The 16,492-nt window shown below is 65.8% G+C and carries 11 protein-coding genes and 1 riboswitch; of the genes, 7 read left to right on the top strand and 4 right to left on the bottom strand.

All coding sequences use genetic code 11. The annotated features are described in order from the left end of the window. Positions 1–19 precede the first annotated feature (19 nt). Both ASC94_RS30135 and ASC94_RS30130 read right to left on the bottom strand, forming a co-directional pair. Entirely contained in the window at positions 20–703 is a 684-nt protein-coding gene (locus ASC94_RS30135; protein WP_056404974.1) for a 3'-5' exonuclease, read from the bottom strand. After that, the gene (locus tag ASC94_RS30130; RefSeq protein ID WP_056405442.1) at positions 703–1,188 is read right to left on the bottom strand and encodes a ProQ/FINO family protein; all 486 of its coding nucleotides are present in this window, start codon (positions 1,186–1,188) and stop codon (positions 703–705) included. The genes ASC94_RS30135 and ASC94_RS30130 overlap by 1 nt, the downstream gene beginning before the upstream one ends. 344 nt (positions 1,189–1,532) lie before the next feature. On the opposite strand from ASC94_RS30130, the gene rpoD reads away from it, so the two are divergent. After that, on the top strand, positions 1,533–4,064 hold the full coding sequence (gene rpoD / locus ASC94_RS30125) for an RNA polymerase sigma factor RpoD (RefSeq protein WP_056404972.1): 2,532 nt from the start codon (positions 1,533–1,535) through the stop codon (positions 4,062–4,064). A 14-nt stretch (positions 4,065–4,078) separates the two neighbouring features. Here the strand turns inward: rpoD and ASC94_RS30120 are convergent, their stop codons facing one another. Continuing rightward, a complete protein-coding gene (locus ASC94_RS30120) occupies positions 4,079–5,284 on the bottom strand; it encodes a PAS domain-containing protein (protein WP_056404970.1) in 1,206 nt (401 codons plus the stop codon). 243 nt (positions 5,285–5,527) lie between these two features. Here ASC94_RS30120 and ASC94_RS30115 point away from each other — a divergent pair, with 243 nt between their 5' ends. From ASC94_RS30115 to ASC94_RS33360, 4 genes are all read left to right on the top strand, one after another. Continuing rightward, positions 5,528–8,362, top strand: coding sequence for a xanthine dehydrogenase family protein molybdopterin-binding subunit (locus ASC94_RS30115; RefSeq protein ID WP_056404968.1), 2,835 nt, complete (start codon positions 5,528–5,530; stop codon positions 8,360–8,362). Then, positions 8,359–8,910 carry a (2Fe-2S)-binding protein gene (locus ASC94_RS30110; RefSeq protein WP_056404966.1) on the top strand — a complete coding sequence of 184 codons (552 nt, stop codon included), beginning with the start codon at positions 8,359–8,361 and terminating at the stop codon, positions 8,908–8,910. The genes ASC94_RS30115 and ASC94_RS30110 overlap by 4 nt, the downstream gene beginning before the upstream one ends. A gap of 35 nt (positions 8,911–8,945) precedes the next feature. Next, positions 8,946–10,208, top strand: a complete 1,263-nt coding sequence (locus ASC94_RS30105; protein WP_082616968.1) for a cytochrome c — start codon at positions 8,946–8,948, stop codon at positions 10,206–10,208. 65 nt (positions 10,209–10,273) lie between these two features. Then, entirely contained in the window at positions 10,274–11,269 is a 996-nt protein-coding gene (locus ASC94_RS33360; RefSeq protein ID WP_200955856.1) for a hypothetical protein, read from the top strand. A 45-nt stretch (positions 11,270–11,314) separates the two neighbouring features. On the opposite strand, the gene ASC94_RS30095 is transcribed toward ASC94_RS33360, so the two are convergent. Continuing rightward, complete coding sequence (locus tag ASC94_RS30095; protein ID WP_056404962.1) at positions 11,315–12,112, bottom strand: XDD4 family exosortase-dependent surface protein; 798 nt, start codon at positions 12,110–12,112, stop codon at positions 11,315–11,317. Between the two features lie 448 nt (positions 12,113–12,560). On the opposite strand from ASC94_RS30095, the gene ASC94_RS30090 reads away from it, so the two are divergent. Further along, entirely contained in the window at positions 12,561–14,339 is a 1,779-nt protein-coding gene (locus tag ASC94_RS30090) for a S8 family serine peptidase (RefSeq protein ID WP_056404960.1), read from the top strand. A 155-nt stretch (positions 14,340–14,494) separates the two neighbouring features. Then, positions 14,495–14,581: riboswitch (cyclic di-GMP riboswitch) on the top strand. Positions 14,582–14,691: 110 nt separating this feature from the next. Next, positions 14,692–16,485 carry a S8 family serine peptidase gene (locus ASC94_RS30085; protein WP_056404957.1) on the top strand — a complete coding sequence of 598 codons (1,794 nt, stop codon included), beginning with the start codon at positions 14,692–14,694 and terminating at the stop codon, positions 16,483–16,485. Positions 16,486–16,492: the final 7 nt, after the last annotated feature.

Genomic DNA, 16,492 nt, shown 5'->3' with positions numbered 1-16,492 from the left:
GTGGCGGCGCGCCGGCGGCTCAGGCTTCCTGCGCAGGCGGCCGAGGCCGTGGCGTGCGGCGCGCCTTGGCGGCACGCTGCGGCGGCAGCGCGTTGCCGGCGGCAATCCAGTGCCGGTACACGCGCAGCGCCACCTGGGCGTCGTCGGCCGCATACAGGATCTGGCGCTCGCTCAGGCGCGCGCTGGCCCAGTTGGTGGTGGAGATTTTCTTGGATTTCTGCAGCTTCTGGCCAAAGAACTTGGCCACCGCACTTTTCGCGCCCAGGTCGTTGCGCTGCCCGCCGCGCAGGGCCACCGACAAGTCCACCACCCGCGCCGGCTCGATGCCGAGCTTGGCGCGCAGGCGCCGCACGTCGTCGGAGAGGCCGAAGCCCACCTTCATCGTCAGTTCCGATTCCAGCACCGCCTTCAGTGCCGGCAGCGCAGGCGAAGGTCCGTTGCCGATCTGGAACAGATAGGCCAGGCGGTCGGTGGCCAGCTGGATCAGGTGCGGGCCGTCGGAATTCTGGCCCTTCTGGAAGGTCGGTTTGGACTCGGTATCGAAACCGACCACGTCCGCCGCCAGCAGCGCCGCCTGCGCTTCTTCCACGTCGGCGGCGGTTTTCACCAGCCGCACTTCGGCCAGCGTAATGCCGATATAAGGCGGCAGCTCGGGGACGGACTCGGCCGAGACCGCCGTGGGGGCCGCGGCGGTGTCGCTCATCAGCCTTTTTTGGAGAACTTGGCCGTCAGCTGGGCCAGCTTGTCCTGGCGCACGCGGGCCGCTTCCTCGGCGGCAGCCGCTTCGCGCTCGGCCTTCTTGCGGTCGGCTTCCTTCTTCAGGCGCTCCTTCAGGACTTCCTTGGCGTGCTTGCGGTGCACATCGGTCACTTCGGCGCCGGCGGTGCCGTCCAGATCGTAGCGCACGGTGGCTTTTTCCATCACGCGCAGGTAGCGCTGCGAACCGGTGTGGATGCCCAGCGCGGTGCGCATGAGTTTCTTGTCGATGCCCGGCACCTGCGCCAGGATCTGTTTGTCGATGCCGATCGACAGCGGCAGACAATCGCGGAAGGGGGGAAACTGCTGCTGCAGCTGTTTCAGCAGGGTGCGCGCGGTCAGCGCCGGCGCGGCGGACTCGGGAGTGGCCGCCTGTGGGGTTGCTGGATTGGCAACAACAGGCGCTGGCTCGGGGGTAAGGCTAGTGTTCATCGACATCACAGGTTAAGCAAAGAGCCGCCAGCATATCACGCTGGGGAGGGGAGTGCATTGCCAGATCGGCTAAAATGTTATTTTAACCACAATTTTGAGCGTGCGCGCCGGCCCGAAACGCGCTATAATTGCCGACGCACCAAATGAAGCACCGTGACCGTCAGTTTGAAACAGGAAGTTTGCTTGCCTTTCCCACTCTGCACTGATACGTAGCTGCCAGCCCGTCCAAACGGGCTTTTTTCATTCCAGCACATCTAAGCGCCATCGGACCCTTGCCGGCCCGGGTGGCATTGTTTTCACTACGCGCCGCCGGCCCTTGGGTCTGCCATTGAGAGATATTTGTAATGACGAAAACGCCGAAAACCCTCACGCTGTCCACCAAAGCCCCCCGCGCTAAAACGGCGGAACTGGCTGTACCTAAGACCACTTTATCTTATGTCATCGACAATGCGCAAGAGGCTGCCGGCAAAGTTACCGTTGTAAAAAAGACTCGCTCGCGCCTGGCCGCCGTGGCCGCCGCCGATAACGCTGCCAGCGACGTGGCCGAACTGGCCATGCCGGCCGCCGCCGAGGCCGATGCCGTGGCCGACGTGGCCGCAGAAGAGAAGACCGCCACCGTCAAGGTGGCGCGCAAGTCCGGCGCCGCCTCGGCCGCCGTTTCCCTGGCCGCGCCGGCCGGCCCGAAGCCGGTGGTGGTCAAGACCCGCGCCGCCAAGGCCAAGGCCGAGCCTGCTCCTGTCGTGGTCGTGGCCCCCGGCACCGCGCCGGCCGTGAGCCAGGTCACCGACGCCGCCACCCTGGCCACCATCGACACCTCGGGCTATCTGCTGCCGGGCGTGAAAGTGCCGGGCCGCCGCGGCCGCAAGCCGAGCGAATTCACGCCGGAAAACGATGAAGTGGCAGCGCTGAACGCGGTTGAGCGCGCCGAACTGAAGGCCGTGTCCAAGGCGCGCGAGCGCAAGGCCAAGGGCCTGGACGCGCTGAGCACCGAAGGCGTGACCGCCGAGGACCTGGAACGCCGCCGCCTGCAGATCAAGAACCTGATCAACATGGGCAAGGACCGCGGCTTCCTGACCTACGCCGAGATCAACGACCAGCTGCCGGAAAACATCATCGATCCGGAAGCGATCGAAGGCATCATCGCGACCTTCAACGACATGGGCATCGCGGTCTACGAGCGCGCCCCCGACGCGGAAAGCCTGCTGCTGACCGACAACGTGGCCGCCGTGACCAGCGACGACGAAGTGGAAGCGGCTGCCGCCACCGCGCTGTCGACCGTGGACTCCGACTTCGGCCGCACCACCGACCCGGTGCGCATGTATATGCGTGAAATGGGCGCCGTGGCGCTGCTGACGCGCGAAGGCGAGATCGAGATCGCCAAGCGCATCGAAGGCGGCCTGAAGGACATGATCCAGGCCATTTCCGCCTGCCCGACCACCATCGCCGAAATCATCGCGCTGGCCAAGAAGATCGAGAACGACGAAGTCAAGGTCGATGAAGTGGTGGACGGTTTCGTCGACCTGAACGAAGCGAGCAACGCGCCGGCCCCGGCGCCTGCCGTGTCCCACGCCGCCGCCTCGGACGAGGACGAGGAAGAGGAAGAAGAAGTCGAGGAAGAAGACGGCGACGCCAATGGCGGCGCGGCCGGTTTCTCCACCGAGCAGCTGGTACAGCTGAAAAAGGGCGCGCTGGAAAAATTCGAAGTGATCGAAGTGCAGTTCGAGAAAATGCGCAAGGCTGCCGGCGGCTACGGTTCGCCGGCCTACACCAAGGCGCAGGAAGCCATTTCGTCCGAGCTGCTGGGCATCCGCTTCACCGCCAAGGTGGTCGAAAAGCTGTGCGACACCCTGCGCGGCCAGATGGAGCAGGTGCGTTCCATCGAGCGCGCCGTGCTGGAACTGTGCGTGAACCGCTGCGGCATGCCGCGCGCGCACTTCATCAAGGTGTTCCCGGGCAACGAGACGGACCTGGACTGGGTGGATGGCGAAGTCGATTCGGCCTATCCCTACAGCGCCGTGCTGGGCCGTAACGTGCCGGCCGTGAAGGAACTGCAATCGAAGATGATCGACCTGCAGGCGCGCGTGGCGCTGCCGCTGGCCGACCTGCGCAAGATCAACAAGCAGATGGCGGCCGGCGAGAAGCGCGCCCGCACCGCCAAGCGCGAAATGACGGTGGCCAACCTGCGCCTGGTGATCTCGATCGCGAAGAAGTACATCAACCGCGGTCTGCAGTTCCTGGACCTGATCCAGGAAGGCAATATCGGCCTGCTGAAGGCGGTGGACAAGTTCGAATACCGCCGCGGCTACAAGTTCTCGACCTATGCCACCTGGTGGATCCGCCAGGCCATCACGCGTTCCATCGCCGACATGGCGCGCACCATCCGCGTGCCGGTGCACATGATCGAGACCATCAACAAGATGAACCGCATTTCGCGCCAGATCATGCAGGAAACCGGCAGCGAGCCGGACCTGGCGACCCTGGCGGTCAAGATGGAAATGCCGGAGAACAAGGTGCGCGAGATCATGAAAATCGCGAAAGAGCCGATTTCCATGGAAACGCCGATGGGCGAGGATGGCGATTCGCAGCTGGGCGACTTCATCGAGGACAACACCACCCTGGCCCCGCTGGACGCCGCGCTGCACGCCTCGATGCGCAACGTGATCAAGGAAGTGCTGGACTCGCTGACCCCGCGCGAAGCGAAGGTGCTGCGCATGCGCTACGGCGTGGAAATGTCGAACGACCACACGCTGGAAGAAGTGGGCAAGCAGTTCGACGTGACGCGCGAGCGCATCCGCCAGATCGAAGCGAAGGCCATGAGCAAGCTGCGCCAGCCGTCGCGCTCGGACAAGCTGAAGACCTTCCTGACCACGCACTAAGCAGTGGGGCGCCGTCAGGCGCGCACGGAGGATTCCGGACGGGAGGCTGCGGCCTCCCGTTTTTCATTGTCGGGCAACAAAATGGTGAGGGTGGTGCCGCGCCCGGGGCGGTTGTCTTCGCTCAGCTGGCCGCCGTAGGCAGTCACCCGCTCGCGCAGCGCCAGCATGGCCAGCGAGCCGTGGCGCTCGCCCGCCGCCTGCAGGCCGATGCCCAGGCCGTTGTCGCTGATAACGATCAGCAGCGCGTCCCCGTCCAGGTCCAGCGACACGTCCAGCCGGCTGGCGCGGGCATAGGCCTCGATGCAGAACAGGGCCTCCTGGATCATGCGGAACACCGCCCAGGTCTGCGGCGCCGTCAGCGCTGCGCCGGCGCTGTCGCGCATCAGGTGCAGCCGGCACTGCATGCCGCTGCGCCGCGCCTGCTGCTTGAGCAGCCAGTCGGTGGCGGCCGGCAAGCCCAGCTCCAGCGTGCTGGGATGCAGGTCGTTGATCAGGGCGCGCACCGTGCCGATGGCGCCGTCCAGCGTGGCCAGCACGCGCAAGCTGTGGCCGTGCAGGCGCGGATGGCGCGCCTGCGCCGAACTGCTGAGCAAGGTGGCGTCCAGCTTCAGCGCCATCAGGCTCTGGCCCAGTTCATCGTGCAGGCATTGCGCCAGGCGCCGCCGTTCGTGTTCGCGCGCAGTTTCCTGCTGGTCGCTCAGTTCGCGCAGCTGGCGCAGCGTCGATTCCAGCGCCTCCTCGGCGGCGCGGCGCTCGGTCACGTCGATGCACATGCCGACCAGCAGGGACGGCTTGCCATCCTCATCGTAGAGCGGCTGCTTGTAGGTCTGCAGGCGGCGGTCTTGCTGCAGGCCGGCGTGCCACACCCATTCCTCGTCGGTCCACAGGCGGCCGGAAGCGAACGCGCCGCGGTCGGCCGCCAGAAAGCCGGCCTGCTGCTCGGCCGGGTAGTGCTCGCCGCCATGGGTGCCCGCCAGCGTCGCGTAATCCTGGCCGAACGCTTGTTCGCAGGCTGCGTTCATCATCACGAAACGGGACTCGGCGTCTTTCAGGAACAGGCCCAGCGGCAGCTTGGCCAGGATCTCGCGCAGCTGGCGCTCGCTGCGCGCCAGCGCGCTGGCACGCCGCCATTGCGCCAGCGCGACGGCGGCGGTGCCGGCCAGGGCGATCGAGGCGGCTAGCAACAGGAGCAGCAGCGGAGTGGTGTCTTGTGGAAACATCGTCAAATTTTATCCGATCTTATGCTTTTGGCATTCAACCTGTATAGCACGAATCCCGATGGAATTGGCGTAAAGAAGTCATTAATCGGTAGCGGCGCGGCACGCTGTTGATGGGACACCGCAGATGAGACACTGCGCGCCGGAGTTTCTTGACAGCCGTAAATGCTGGCGGGACGATGGGGCAGACCCGTAGCAGGCGTCCCCGGCCCGGAAACTCGTTATCCAATATTGGGAGTATTCAACATGAAGGTCGCACTTTCGCGCCGCACGTTCCTGAAGGCGGGAATGGTCGCGGGCGTCTCGGTGTATCTCGCGCCGCTGGGGGGCAAGGCGTTTGCCGCCCTGTTCGAGCACAACATCCTCACTCCCGTCGCCTGGGATCCGAAAAGCGGCCAGGCACGGGTCCGTATCGACGGCAAGGCCAAGGTCACCGGCGCCAAAGTGTTCGCGCGCGACATCCGCGCGCAGGACATGCCGCACTGGCCGCAGCAGCAATCGCATGCCTTCATCCTGCGCGCCACCCGCACCGACCGCCTGTACACCGGCATCGACCTGTCTCTGCTGGGCGAGGACCTGAAGCCGGACCGCGTGGTGACGGCGGCCGAGCTGGCGCGCGACGGCGTGGCTTTCCCGGCCTTCTATGGCAGCGACATGCTGCTGCCCGAAGGCAAGCAAGCAGCCTACCTGGGCCACGCGGTGGCCATCCTGATCTACGACGACTTCGCGCGCTACCGCTTCGCCAAGGACAAGCTGCAATTCCAGGAGTCCGTGCTGCGCTACGGCGGCGCCGTGCCGCCCATGGAGCGCGATCCCTGGGCCACTTTCCGCTTCGTGCGCGTGGGCGGCGCCAGCTCGCAGGACGACGACAAATTCTCCAGCCTGGGCCAGGCGCCGGTGTTCCCCAGCATGATGCGCAAGCAGCAGCCGGTGTGGCCGGACGGCATCGAGCACGGCAAGCTGGGCGAGCAGGGCATGTACCACGCCAACCAGATCAAGGCCGAGCTGGACAGCCCGCCGCCGGACTGGCTGGTGCTGGAACGCGCCTATCAGACGCAGTCGGTGGACACCGCCGCGCTGGAGCCGGACAACGCCAACTGCTGGTACGACGCCGCCAGGCAGGAGCTGCACATGGTGGTGGCCAGCCAGGGCCCGCAGGAAGTCATCGACAGCACGCTGGAGATGATGAAAACGGCGAACTTCCCGCTTAAGGCGCTGTTCGTCCATCCTTGCTACACGGTGGGCTACGGTTCCAAGGACCACTACAACTTCCCGTTCTACGGCCTGGTGTGCGCGCTGTACGGCAACGGCAAGCCGGTGCGGCTGGCCAACGACCGCTACGAGCAGTTCCAGACCTCGATCAAGCGCCACGCGTTCGACATGAAATACCGCATGGCGGTGGACCGCAAGACCGGCATGCTGCAGGCCTTTGCCGGCACCTTCGAAGGCAACGGCGGCGGCCGCGCCAATTTTTCGCCGTCGGTGGTGATGGTGGCAGCCACGGCGGCGCAGTCCATCTACTACTTCCCGAAGAACGACTTCGCGGCGGTGGCCCTGGCTTCGCGTGCGGTGGATGCCGGCTCGGCGCGTGGCTACGGCACCCTGCAGAGCATGGCGGCCACCGAAATGATGGTGGACGAGTTCGCCGAGCAGCTGAAGCTGGACCCGATCGAATTCCGGCTGCGTAACGCGCTGCGCTCGGGCATGAAGAATTCGCAGGGCGCCATCCCGGCCGGCGCCATCCGCGTGGACGAGGTGCTGCGCAAGGCGCAAGCCCATCCCATGTGGACCGGCCGCGCCCGGCGCAAGGCGGAGTACGAGAGCGCCCATCCCGGCAAGCGCTACGGCGTCGGCTTCGCCTGCACGCAGAAGGACTTCGGCACCGGCGCGGAAAGTTCGCTGGCGCGGGTGGAGATCGACGCCGATGGCAAGATCCGGCTGTGGCACAGCGGCACCGAGATCGGCACCGGCATGTCCACCTCGCAGGCGGTGGCGTGCGCCAAGTGGCTGTGCCGCCCGGCTGACGAAATCCTGACGGCGGTCACGGACTGGGCCGACCTGCCCGTGGTGGCCACCGGCGACCCTTACATCATGAGCCAGGCCGAGCAGGACAAGCTGGCCACCAACCCGCGCTGGTCGCCCACGTATTGCTCGCCCGCGAGCGCCACCAACTCGGCCTATTACTACACCCACAGCACGCGCGAGGCGGCGCGGGTGGTGTTCATGCACGGCCTGTGGCCGGCCGCCATGGCCATCTGGAGCCAGGGCGTGGCCGGCGGCCAGGCCGCCTCGCTGGTGGTGCGGGTGGAGGACGCGCGCTGGGTGGACGGCAAGCTGTCGGCCGGCGGCCTGGAAGCGCTGCCGTTCGAGGCCATCGTCAGGAAGGCGCACGCGCTGGGCCTGGTGACCGGCGCGGCGGTGCACGTGTTCAACCGCTGGCAGTGGAGCGAGGCGGACTGGGATATCCCGGGCGATGGCACCGGCAGCCGCGCCGGCGCCATGGTGCGCCTGCCGGTGGACGGCCTGTCGCTGCGCTACGGCGACGGCAAGGGCAAGGCCGGCACGCCCAACGGCTACCGCGTGCTGGACCGCAGGAAGGCCTATATGCCGGCCACCCAGCGCAATGGCGCCATGGTCACGTACTACAGCTGCGTCGGCACCCTGGTCGAGCTCGCTGTGCACGAAGGCAGCGGCAAGGTGGAGCTGCTGGGCCACCATTCCATCATGGAGTGCGGCAACATGCTGTCGCCGCAGCTGGTGTCCGGCCAGCTGCAGGGCGGGCTGGCCATGGGCATCGGCCACGCGCTGCATGAATACCTGCCGCTGTACGAGGACGGTCCCGGCAACGGTACCTGGAACTTCAACCGCTACCACCTGCCGCGCGCATCCGACGTGGCGGTGTGGACCCAGACCGCCGAAGTGCTGCCGCCGGTGTCGGAAACCGACCCGCCCAAGGGCATCGCCGAGGTGGTGATGATTCCCGTGGTGGGCGCCATCGTTAACGGCCTCGCCCACGCCATCGGCCACCGCTTCAACAGCCTGCCGGTAACCCCGCAACGTATCAAGGAGGTGCTGGCATGAGCATCGTAACCAAACCCATCACGCTACATTTGAACGGCAAGACCGTCGGCCCGGTGCCGGTGCCCGAGGGCATCATGATGGTCGATTTCCTGCACGAATACCTGAACCTCACCGGCTCGCGCCTGGGCTGCGGGCAGGGCGTGTGCCACGCCTGCGTGGTGATCCTGGACAAGCCGGACGGCAGCAGCGAGGAAGTGCGCTCCTGCATCACCGGTGCGCACTACTTCGAGGGCAAAAAGGTGCGCACGGTGGAGGGCGTCGGACAGCAGAACGAGAAGGGCGAGCTGGTCGGCATGTCGCCCATCCAGCAAAAGTTCCTGGAGCATTTCAGCTTCCAGTGCGGTTACTGCACCCCCGGTTTCGTCAACGGCGCCACCGTGCTGCTGGAGCGCCTGAAGCGCGAACCGGTGGCCAGGGCGGATGTGGAGCGCACCATCAGCAGCGCGCTGGAAGGCCATATTTGCCGCTGCACCGGCTATGTGCGCTACTTCGAAGCGGTAAAGGAAGTGGTGCTCGGCACGCCGGGGCTGGTGAAGGAGGGCGCATGATGGCGAACGCACACGCGCGCAGCCGCGCGGCCGCAATGGCATCGCTGGCATCGGTGGCATCATTGGCCTCGCTGGCATCGGCCGCCATGGCGCTGGCGCTGCTGGCCGGCTGCGGCAAGGGCGGCAGCGGTGCCACCGCGCCGGCCGCCAATAACAAGGAGATGGTGGAGCGCGGCCGCTACCTGGCCAAGCTGGCCGACTGCGCGGCCTGCCACACCACGGCGGACGGCGCGCCATGGGCCGGCGGCGTGGAGCTGAAGTCGCCCTTCGGCACCTTTTACGGCACCAACATCACGCCGGACAAGGAGCACGGCATCGGCAGCTGGAGCGCGGACGAGTTCGATGCCGCGCTGCGCGACGGCGTCACGCCCGACAAGCACCTCTATCCGGCCATGCCCTACACCTCCTACCGCTCGCTGACGCGCGCCGACAGCGACGCGCTGTATGCCTACTTCATGCAAGCCAGGCCTGCCAAGGTGGCGAACCGGGAGCCGGACCTGAAGTTCCCCTACAACATGCGTTTCGGCGTGCGCTTCTGGAACATGCTGTTCCTGAAAGACGAGTTGAGCGATGCATCGGCAGGCAAGTCGGCCGAATGGCAGCGCGGGCGCTACCTGTCCAACACCCTGGGCCACTGCGCGGAATGCCATACGCCGCGCGGCGCGCTGGGCCAGATGGATCTGTCGCGGCCCCTGGCAGGCAACCGCATGGCGCGCATCGGCGCGCCCGACATCACGCCGGCCGGCCTGTCGGCGATGGGCTGGACGCAGCCGGACCTGGCGTCCCTGCTGACCACGGGCGTGGCCTCGCAAGGCTCGGCCACCGGTGAGATGTTCGAGGTGGTGCACCTGAGCACGCAGTACATGGCGCCGGCTGACGTGAAGGCCATGACGACTTACCTGATGGGCGACCAGCCGCTGGCACCGCAGCCGCTGAAGGTGGTGAACGCCACCGGCGCCGATATCGATGCGGGCCGGCGCACCTATGTCGCTGTGTGCGCCGGCTGCCACGGCCTGGACGGCGGCGGCAAGCCGCACGCGGCGGTGGCGATGAAGGGCAACACTTCGGTGCGCAGCGCCGACGCGCATAACCTGATCGCCGTCACCCTGGACGGCATCCGTGCCCAGCATTTCGGCGAGAAGGAGAGCATGCAGGAAATGCCCGGCTTTGCCGGCAAGCTCTCCGACAAGGAAGTGGCGGATCTGGCCAACTATATGCGCGCCAGCTGGGGCGGCGCGGCCAGGGTAAGCGAAGCGCAGGTGCAAGCGGTGCGCGCGGAGGGCGGCGGCGGCCACTGAGATGCAACCGTGCCCTACGGAATTCTTATCAAGAGTATATTATTGTCTTTTTGCTTGGAAAAGACATGTCGAGAAGAATGAACGTGGGGTCCCGCGCCTGGCTGCGCCTGGGCGTGCTGCTGTCGGCGGGCGCGCTGGCGGCCGGCTGTTCGCGGGAGCAAGCGCCGGCAGGGGGCGCTGCCGCGGCCCCCGCCGCTGCTGCGCCCGCCGCCGCCATGCCGGCCGGCCCGGTATTGCCGGCCGCTGCTTCCGCGTCCACCTCCGCGCCCGACCAGGCCAGCGCCGGCACCGGGGCCGATGCCGCGCCGCTGCTCAAAGCCCTGTTCGGCGACTATGCCACCGGCAAAGAGGGCGGGGTGGTGGCCTCGCTGGCCGATCCGGACCAGCCCGGCGCGCAAGGCTTGTACCTGCTGGAGCGGGTGGCCTCCACGGTGCTGCCGGGAGGTGAAACCGTGCTGGTGTTTAACGGCGAGGCCTGCGACGACGAGGGCAGCGCGCAGACCGCGCATGCCACGCCGGGCCTGCTCAGCATGTTCGTGCTGAAGCAGGAGGGCGGCGCCTGGCGCGTGCTGCGCCGGAACGAGAATTTTGCCGCGCTGGGTTCCTTTGGCAAGCCGGGAACGCTGAGCTGGGTGGCGCTGGGCCCCGGCCGCGTCGGACTTGCAGCGGAGAGCGGCGGGACCTGGCAGGGTTATACGTCCATGTTCCTGTCCTTGTTCGACGTCAGCGATCCCAAGCCGCGCGAACTGATGGGGACGGAGGCGCAAGTGCTTGCCGACACCGAAGGCGCTTGCGGCGGCCGGGTGGCGGAGTGCTGGGACGTGCGGGCCCATTGGCGCGTGCTGCCGGCGGCAGCCGGTGCGCGCTACGGCGACGTGGCCATGGATTTCGAGGGCGAGCAGCGCGTGGCCACGGCCGCCAGCCTGGCTGCCGTCGAAGCGTCCGGTGACGACAACAAAGCGGTGCGCACCACCAGGCGCATTGCCGGCAGTGCGCGTTATATATTTGACGGCAAGGTCTACAAGCTGGCCAGCGGCACCAACCCCATCCCCACCTTTTGATGCGCCTTGGGCCGGTACGCGGCCCAAGTCATCGGAGCTTGCGCCTCAAAGCCGGCGGCCGCGCCGCTTGGCCGCCAGGCCCAGCAGGCCGATACCCAGCAACGCCAGGCTGCCCGGCTCCGGCACGGAGTTGCCGCCGCCCCCTCCGCCGTTGCCGCCTCCGCCACCATCGCCAGGGATGCTGAACTCACTGAAATTGGTGCCGTACTGGAAGAGCACACCGCTGATGTCGCTATTGGTCAGGCCGCTAACCCCCGTGAGCATGAAGGTCACGGAATTCGAGATCACCGGTACCGCCTCCAGGCCGCCGTTGGGACTGTAGCCTGCAGCACTGGAAACGATGCCGAAGTTGATGCCGTCCAGCGACACCGGATTGTCCAGGTTGACGCCTGCGCCGCCATTGTTGAAGTTGCCGACGTTGCCACCCGGGTTGGCGATATAGCCCGAGCTGGCAATGCCCTGGTTCTGGCCGGTGGGCCCCGAACCGGCCTTGTAGCCGAATTCGCCGCTCACATCGGTGACGCCGGCACAGTTCACTTGCGAGCAAGTACCCAGGATCTGCGAACCGGCGGTCAGCATGGCGGACACGGTGGTCAGCGTTGGCGACCCGGTAAAGTTCCAGAACAGGCCGGTCAGGGTACTGCCTGGAACGTCGGCCAGCGCGTTGGCGCCGGAAGTGTTGGTCAGCACGATGGTCAGATTATTGCCGACCAGATCGAAGCTGGCTGTGGCGCTCACATTCACGCCACCGGTTGTGCCGCTAGCCGAATAGATGATCGGCGCGGCGCCCGCGTCCAGCGATACAGCGATCGCCAGTGCAAGCGGTGTTAGGTACTTTTTCATGACCCTCCCCTTTTGTGTAAAAAATGACATCACCCGGGGATTGTTATGCATTAACTGTGCCAGAAAGTATAAGCTATTGAATTGATATGGAATACCGAAAATTAAAAGTTTGATACTTGAAATAACTGTAAAGAAAACCGACAGTCATTCAGGCAATATATACGGCTTGAAACGAATAAATTCCTCTGGCAATTGTAATTGCCTTTAGATAATCTATGTTTCCGTATTATCCACTGCCTAATTAATCTTGGCTATCGATATGCCAGGACACGCAAAGGTATTCAATTGTCTTGCTGGTCGGACTCATTTACTATGCGACTTCCAAGTTGAAAGTAAGCAATATCGCTTTTCAGCTTTGTGCGGCGACAAGCCCGAAGGAGAGAGGGCTGTGAAGCGTCGCGACGTGCAAACAGTCCTGTTACATAGCCATTTATAACAGGTCCATTTCATGCAATTTAATTATTCATTCAATTTACTCAACATCAAACCCGTGCTGGCCCTGGCCGCGTTGCTGCCGCTGGCTGCACATGCCTCCGCCGGCCGCGACGACGACTACGCACCGGGCAGGCTGCTGGTCGAAGCGGTTGCCGGCGTCAGCGATGAAGATCTTGCCCAGGTGCTGAAAGCCCATGGAGGCAAGCACCGCAAGCTGGGCCAGAGCACCCTGCATGTGGTGGACTTGCCGCCGTCCGCCTCGGCCACGGCGGTGCTGGCGCAGCTCAAGCACCGTCCCGAGTTCAAGTTCGTGGAACTGGACCGGCGCGTCAAGAGCACCTACGCCGCCAATGACCCCTATGCGGGCAGCGAGTGGCATCTCGGCAAAATGGGCGCCGCCATCGCCTGGGACAAAACCCAGGGCGCCGGCATCACCATTGCCATTCTCGATTCCGGCGTGGACGCCAGCCACCCGGACCTGCAGCCCAACCTGGTGGCCGGCACCAATATCTATGGCGGGAACAGCGATACCTCGGACGTGTGCGGCCACGGCACGGCCGTGGCCGGCGCTGCGGCCGCTCGCACCGGCAATGCCGCCGGCGTGGCCGGCGTGGCAGGGCAGGCCCGCATCATGCCCGTGCGCATCGCTTACCCGGACCCGACGTACGGCTGCTACGCCTACTACAGCACGGTGGCCAGCGGCCTGACGTACGCGGCGGACCACGGCGCCCGCATTGCCAACGTCAGCTATGGCGGCGTATCCGGCAGCGCCGCCGTGCAGAGCGCGGCGCAGTATATGAAAAGCAAGGGTGGCTTGGTGTTCGTGTCGGCTGGCAACAACGGTATCAGCGAAAGCATCGCGCCCACCAGCAGCATGATCGTGGTCTCGGCCACGGACGGCAACGACGCCAAGGCCAGCTGGTCCAGCTACGGCAGCTTCGTCACCCTGGCTGCGCCCGGTTCCGGCATCTGGACCACCACCAAGGGCGGCGGCTACCAGGCCTGGAATGGGACCTCGTTCGCCAGTCCGGTGGCCGCATCCGTGGCCGCGCTGATGATGGCGGCCAATCCTGCGCTGGACCCCGCCAAGGTGCAGAGCCTGCTGCAAAGCACGGCGGTGGACCTGGGCGCGGCCGGCCGCGACGCGCTGTTCGGCTACGGCCGGGTCAACGCCGCTGCCGCCGTGCAGGCTGCGGCCAGCAGCGTGGCGGCCGCCGACACCCAGGCGCCGTCCGCCAGTATCGCCGCACCGCTCGGCGGCGCCAGCGTCAGCGGGGCAGTGGCGGTCAGCGTGAATGCCGCCGACAACGTGGGCGTGGCGAGGGTGGACCTGAAAGTGAACGGCACGGTTGTCGCCAGCGACAGCAGCGCGCCGTATGCGTTCAGCTGGAACAGCGCCGGCGCGCCGAACGGCATGGCCAGCCTGGCCGCTGTCGCCTATGACGCGGCAGGCAACGCCGGTGCGTCCGGCACGGTGCAAGTGAACGTGGCCAATAATACTTCGCTGGTGGCGGCGGATACGACGCGTCCCGTCGTGGTCATAAGCAATCCGACGGCAGGCCAGGTAAGCGGCAACGTTAATGTTGCCATTAACGCCTCTGATAATAGCGGCGCCGCCGGTATCCGGCTGTCTTTGTATATCGACGGCGAATTGAAGAGCAGCGGGAATGGCGGCAGTCTTTCTTATAACTGGAATACCAGAAAGATTGCAGCCGGTGCGCATACATTGCAGAGCGTGGCGCGCGACGCGGCGGGGAATACCTCGACCGCGACAGTGCAGGTAAATAAATAGCCGTCTATTTACAAAAATACCATAAATGTTTACGTACGGAAATTAGTGTGATGATTATGGTCACTTTCTAATTAACTGAGCCTATCAGTTAGAAAGTAGGCGCACAAAACATTCAATTGCCGTACATAAACTTTTGGTTTAATATCCGTATCGAACTCTGAAAAAGGCAAACCCCGCGAAAGCGGGGGACGCAAAGTCATCGGTCTAAAGGGCGCAAGCCCCATGACGGCAGGACTGCCAGGCAATGTGGAGTAGTACGCCGTCCCCTCGCGCCCTCCGGGTCCCGAGGCCGTGCCTCCGCATGGTTGTGCAGTCCTGTCTTTGAAAATCATTCAATCACAGGAAGCCAGCCATGAAATCGATTATCGCCATCTCCGCAGTGTTCCAGCCACGTGCCATCGCCCTGGCGTTTGCCGGCATGGCCGCCGCCCTGGCGCCGCAAGCGCATGCTGCCGCCGATAACGATCAAGATTATGCCCGTGGCCGCATCCTGGTTGAACCTCGCGCCGGCGTCACCGCCGACCAGTTCGAAAAACTGCTCAAGACCCACGGCGGCAAGGCCCGCAAGATCGGCCAGGGCAACACCCATATCGTCGACCTGCCTTCCAACGCGTCGGAAACGGCGGTCGTGGCGCAGCTGAAAAACCGCCCGGAGTTCAAGTTCGTGGAACTGGACCGCCGCGTCAAGAGCAGCTACGCGGTCAACGATCCCTACGCCGGCGGCGAATGGCACCTCAGCACCATCGGCGCCGCCGCCGCCTGGGATAGCGCAAAGGGCGCCGGCGTCACCATCGCCATCCTGGACTCCGGTGTGGATGGCAGCCACCCCGACCTGCAAGGCAACCTGGTGGCCGGCTACAACATCTACGGCAACAATGCCGACACCTCCGACGTGTGCGGCCACGGCACCGCAGTGGCCGGCTCGGCCGCAGCCCGCAGCGACAACGGCGTGGGCGTGGCCGGCGTGGCTGGCCAGGCCCGCATCATGCCGGTGCGTATCGCCTACCTGGACGCGGTCAACGGCTGCTACGCCTATTTCAGCACGGTGGCCAGCGGCCTGACCTATGCCGCCGACAACGGCGCCCGCATCGCCAACGTGAGCTACGGCGGTGTCGCCGGCAGCGCCGCCGTGCAGAGCGCAGCGCAGTATATGAAGAACAAGGGCGGCCTGGTGTTCGTCTCGGCCGGCAACAACAGCCGGGATGAAGGCCTGGCGCCCACCACCACCATGATCGTGGTATCGGCCACCGACGGCAGCGACACCAAGGCCAGCTGGTCCAGCTACGGCAACTTCGTCAGCCTGGCCGCGCCCGGCGCCGCCATCTGGACGACCAGCAAGGGCGGCGCGTACCAGACCTGGAATGGCACCTCGTTTGCCGCCCCGGTGGCCGCCGGCGCCGCAGCGCTGCTGATGTCGGCCCGTCCCGACCTGAGCGGCGCCCAGGTTGAAAGCATCCTGTTCAGCACCGCCAAGGACCTCGGCACCGCCGGCCGCGACAACCTGTACGGCTACGGCCGCATCAACGCCGCCGCCGCCATGCAGGCCGCGCTGGCTGCCCCGGCCGCGCCGGACACCCAGGCGCCTAGCGTGGCCATCGCCGCGCCGCTGGGCAGCAGCACCGTCAGCGGCGCCACCGCCGTCAGCGTCAGCGCCAGCGACAACAAGGGCGTGGCCCGCGTCGACCTGCAAGTGAACGGCACCGTGGTCGCTTCCACCGACGCCGCGCCCTACGCCTTCAGCTGGGACAGCACCGGCGTGGCCAACGGCATGAACAACCTGGTGGCCGTGGCGTACGACGCCGCCGGCAACCGCGGCAACTCCAGCACCGTGGCCGTCAACGTCGCCAACGCCTTGCCTCCTGTGGCACCGGATACCACTGCCCCCGTGGTCGTGATCACCAACCCGACCGACGGCCGCGTGAACGGCAACGTCACCGTCACCGTGAACGCCAGCGACAACAGCGGCGCCGCCGGCATCCGCCTGGCGCTGTACATCGACGGCAGCCTGAAGGCCTCCGGCACCGGCAGCAGCCTGGCCTACAGCTGGAACACCAAGAAAGAAGCGGCCGGCACCCACACCGTGCAGACCCGCGCCACCGATGCGGCCGGCAACACCTCCACCGCCACGGTGCAAGTGACCCGCTAATTCCGCA

It is taken from the genome of Massilia sp. Root418 (assembly GCF_001425265.1).
Lineage (GTDB): Bacteria > Pseudomonadota > Gammaproteobacteria > Burkholderiales > Burkholderiaceae_D > Rugamonas.
This window is presented reverse-complemented; position numbering and strand designations above follow the sequence as displayed.

Coding starts and splice junctions, on each gene's coding strand:
- ASC94_RS30090 (WP_056404960.1), top strand. CDS start 12,561: ATGCAATTTAATTATTCATTCAATTTACTCAACATCAAACCCGTGCTG.
- ASC94_RS30110 (WP_056404966.1), top strand. CDS start 8,359: ATGAGCATCGTAACCAAACCCATCACGCTACATTTGAACGGCAAGACC.
- ASC94_RS30105 (WP_082616968.1), top strand. CDS start 8,946: ATGGCATCGCTGGCATCGGTGGCATCATTGGCCTCGCTGGCATCGGCC.
- ASC94_RS33360 (WP_200955856.1), top strand. CDS start 10,274: ATGTCGAGAAGAATGAACGTGGGGTCCCGCGCCTGGCTGCGCCTGGGC.
- ASC94_RS30130 (WP_056405442.1), bottom strand. CDS start 1,188: ATGAACACTAGCCTTACCCCCGAGCCAGCGCCTGTTGTTGCCAATCCA.
- rpoD (WP_056404972.1), top strand. CDS start 1,533: ATGACGAAAACGCCGAAAACCCTCACGCTGTCCACCAAAGCCCCCCGC.
- ASC94_RS30115 (WP_056404968.1), top strand. CDS start 5,528: ATGAAGGTCGCACTTTCGCGCCGCACGTTCCTGAAGGCGGGAATGGTC.
- ASC94_RS30085 (WP_056404957.1), top strand. CDS start 14,692: ATGAAATCGATTATCGCCATCTCCGCAGTGTTCCAGCCACGTGCCATC.
- ASC94_RS30135 (WP_056404974.1), bottom strand. CDS start 703: ATGAGCGACACCGCCGCGGCCCCCACGGCGGTCTCGGCCGAGTCCGTC.
- ASC94_RS30095 (WP_056404962.1), bottom strand. CDS start 12,112: ATGAAAAAGTACCTAACACCGCTTGCACTGGCGATCGCTGTATCGCTG.
- ASC94_RS30120 (WP_056404970.1), bottom strand. CDS start 5,284: ATGTTTCCACAAGACACCACTCCGCTGCTGCTCCTGTTGCTAGCCGCC.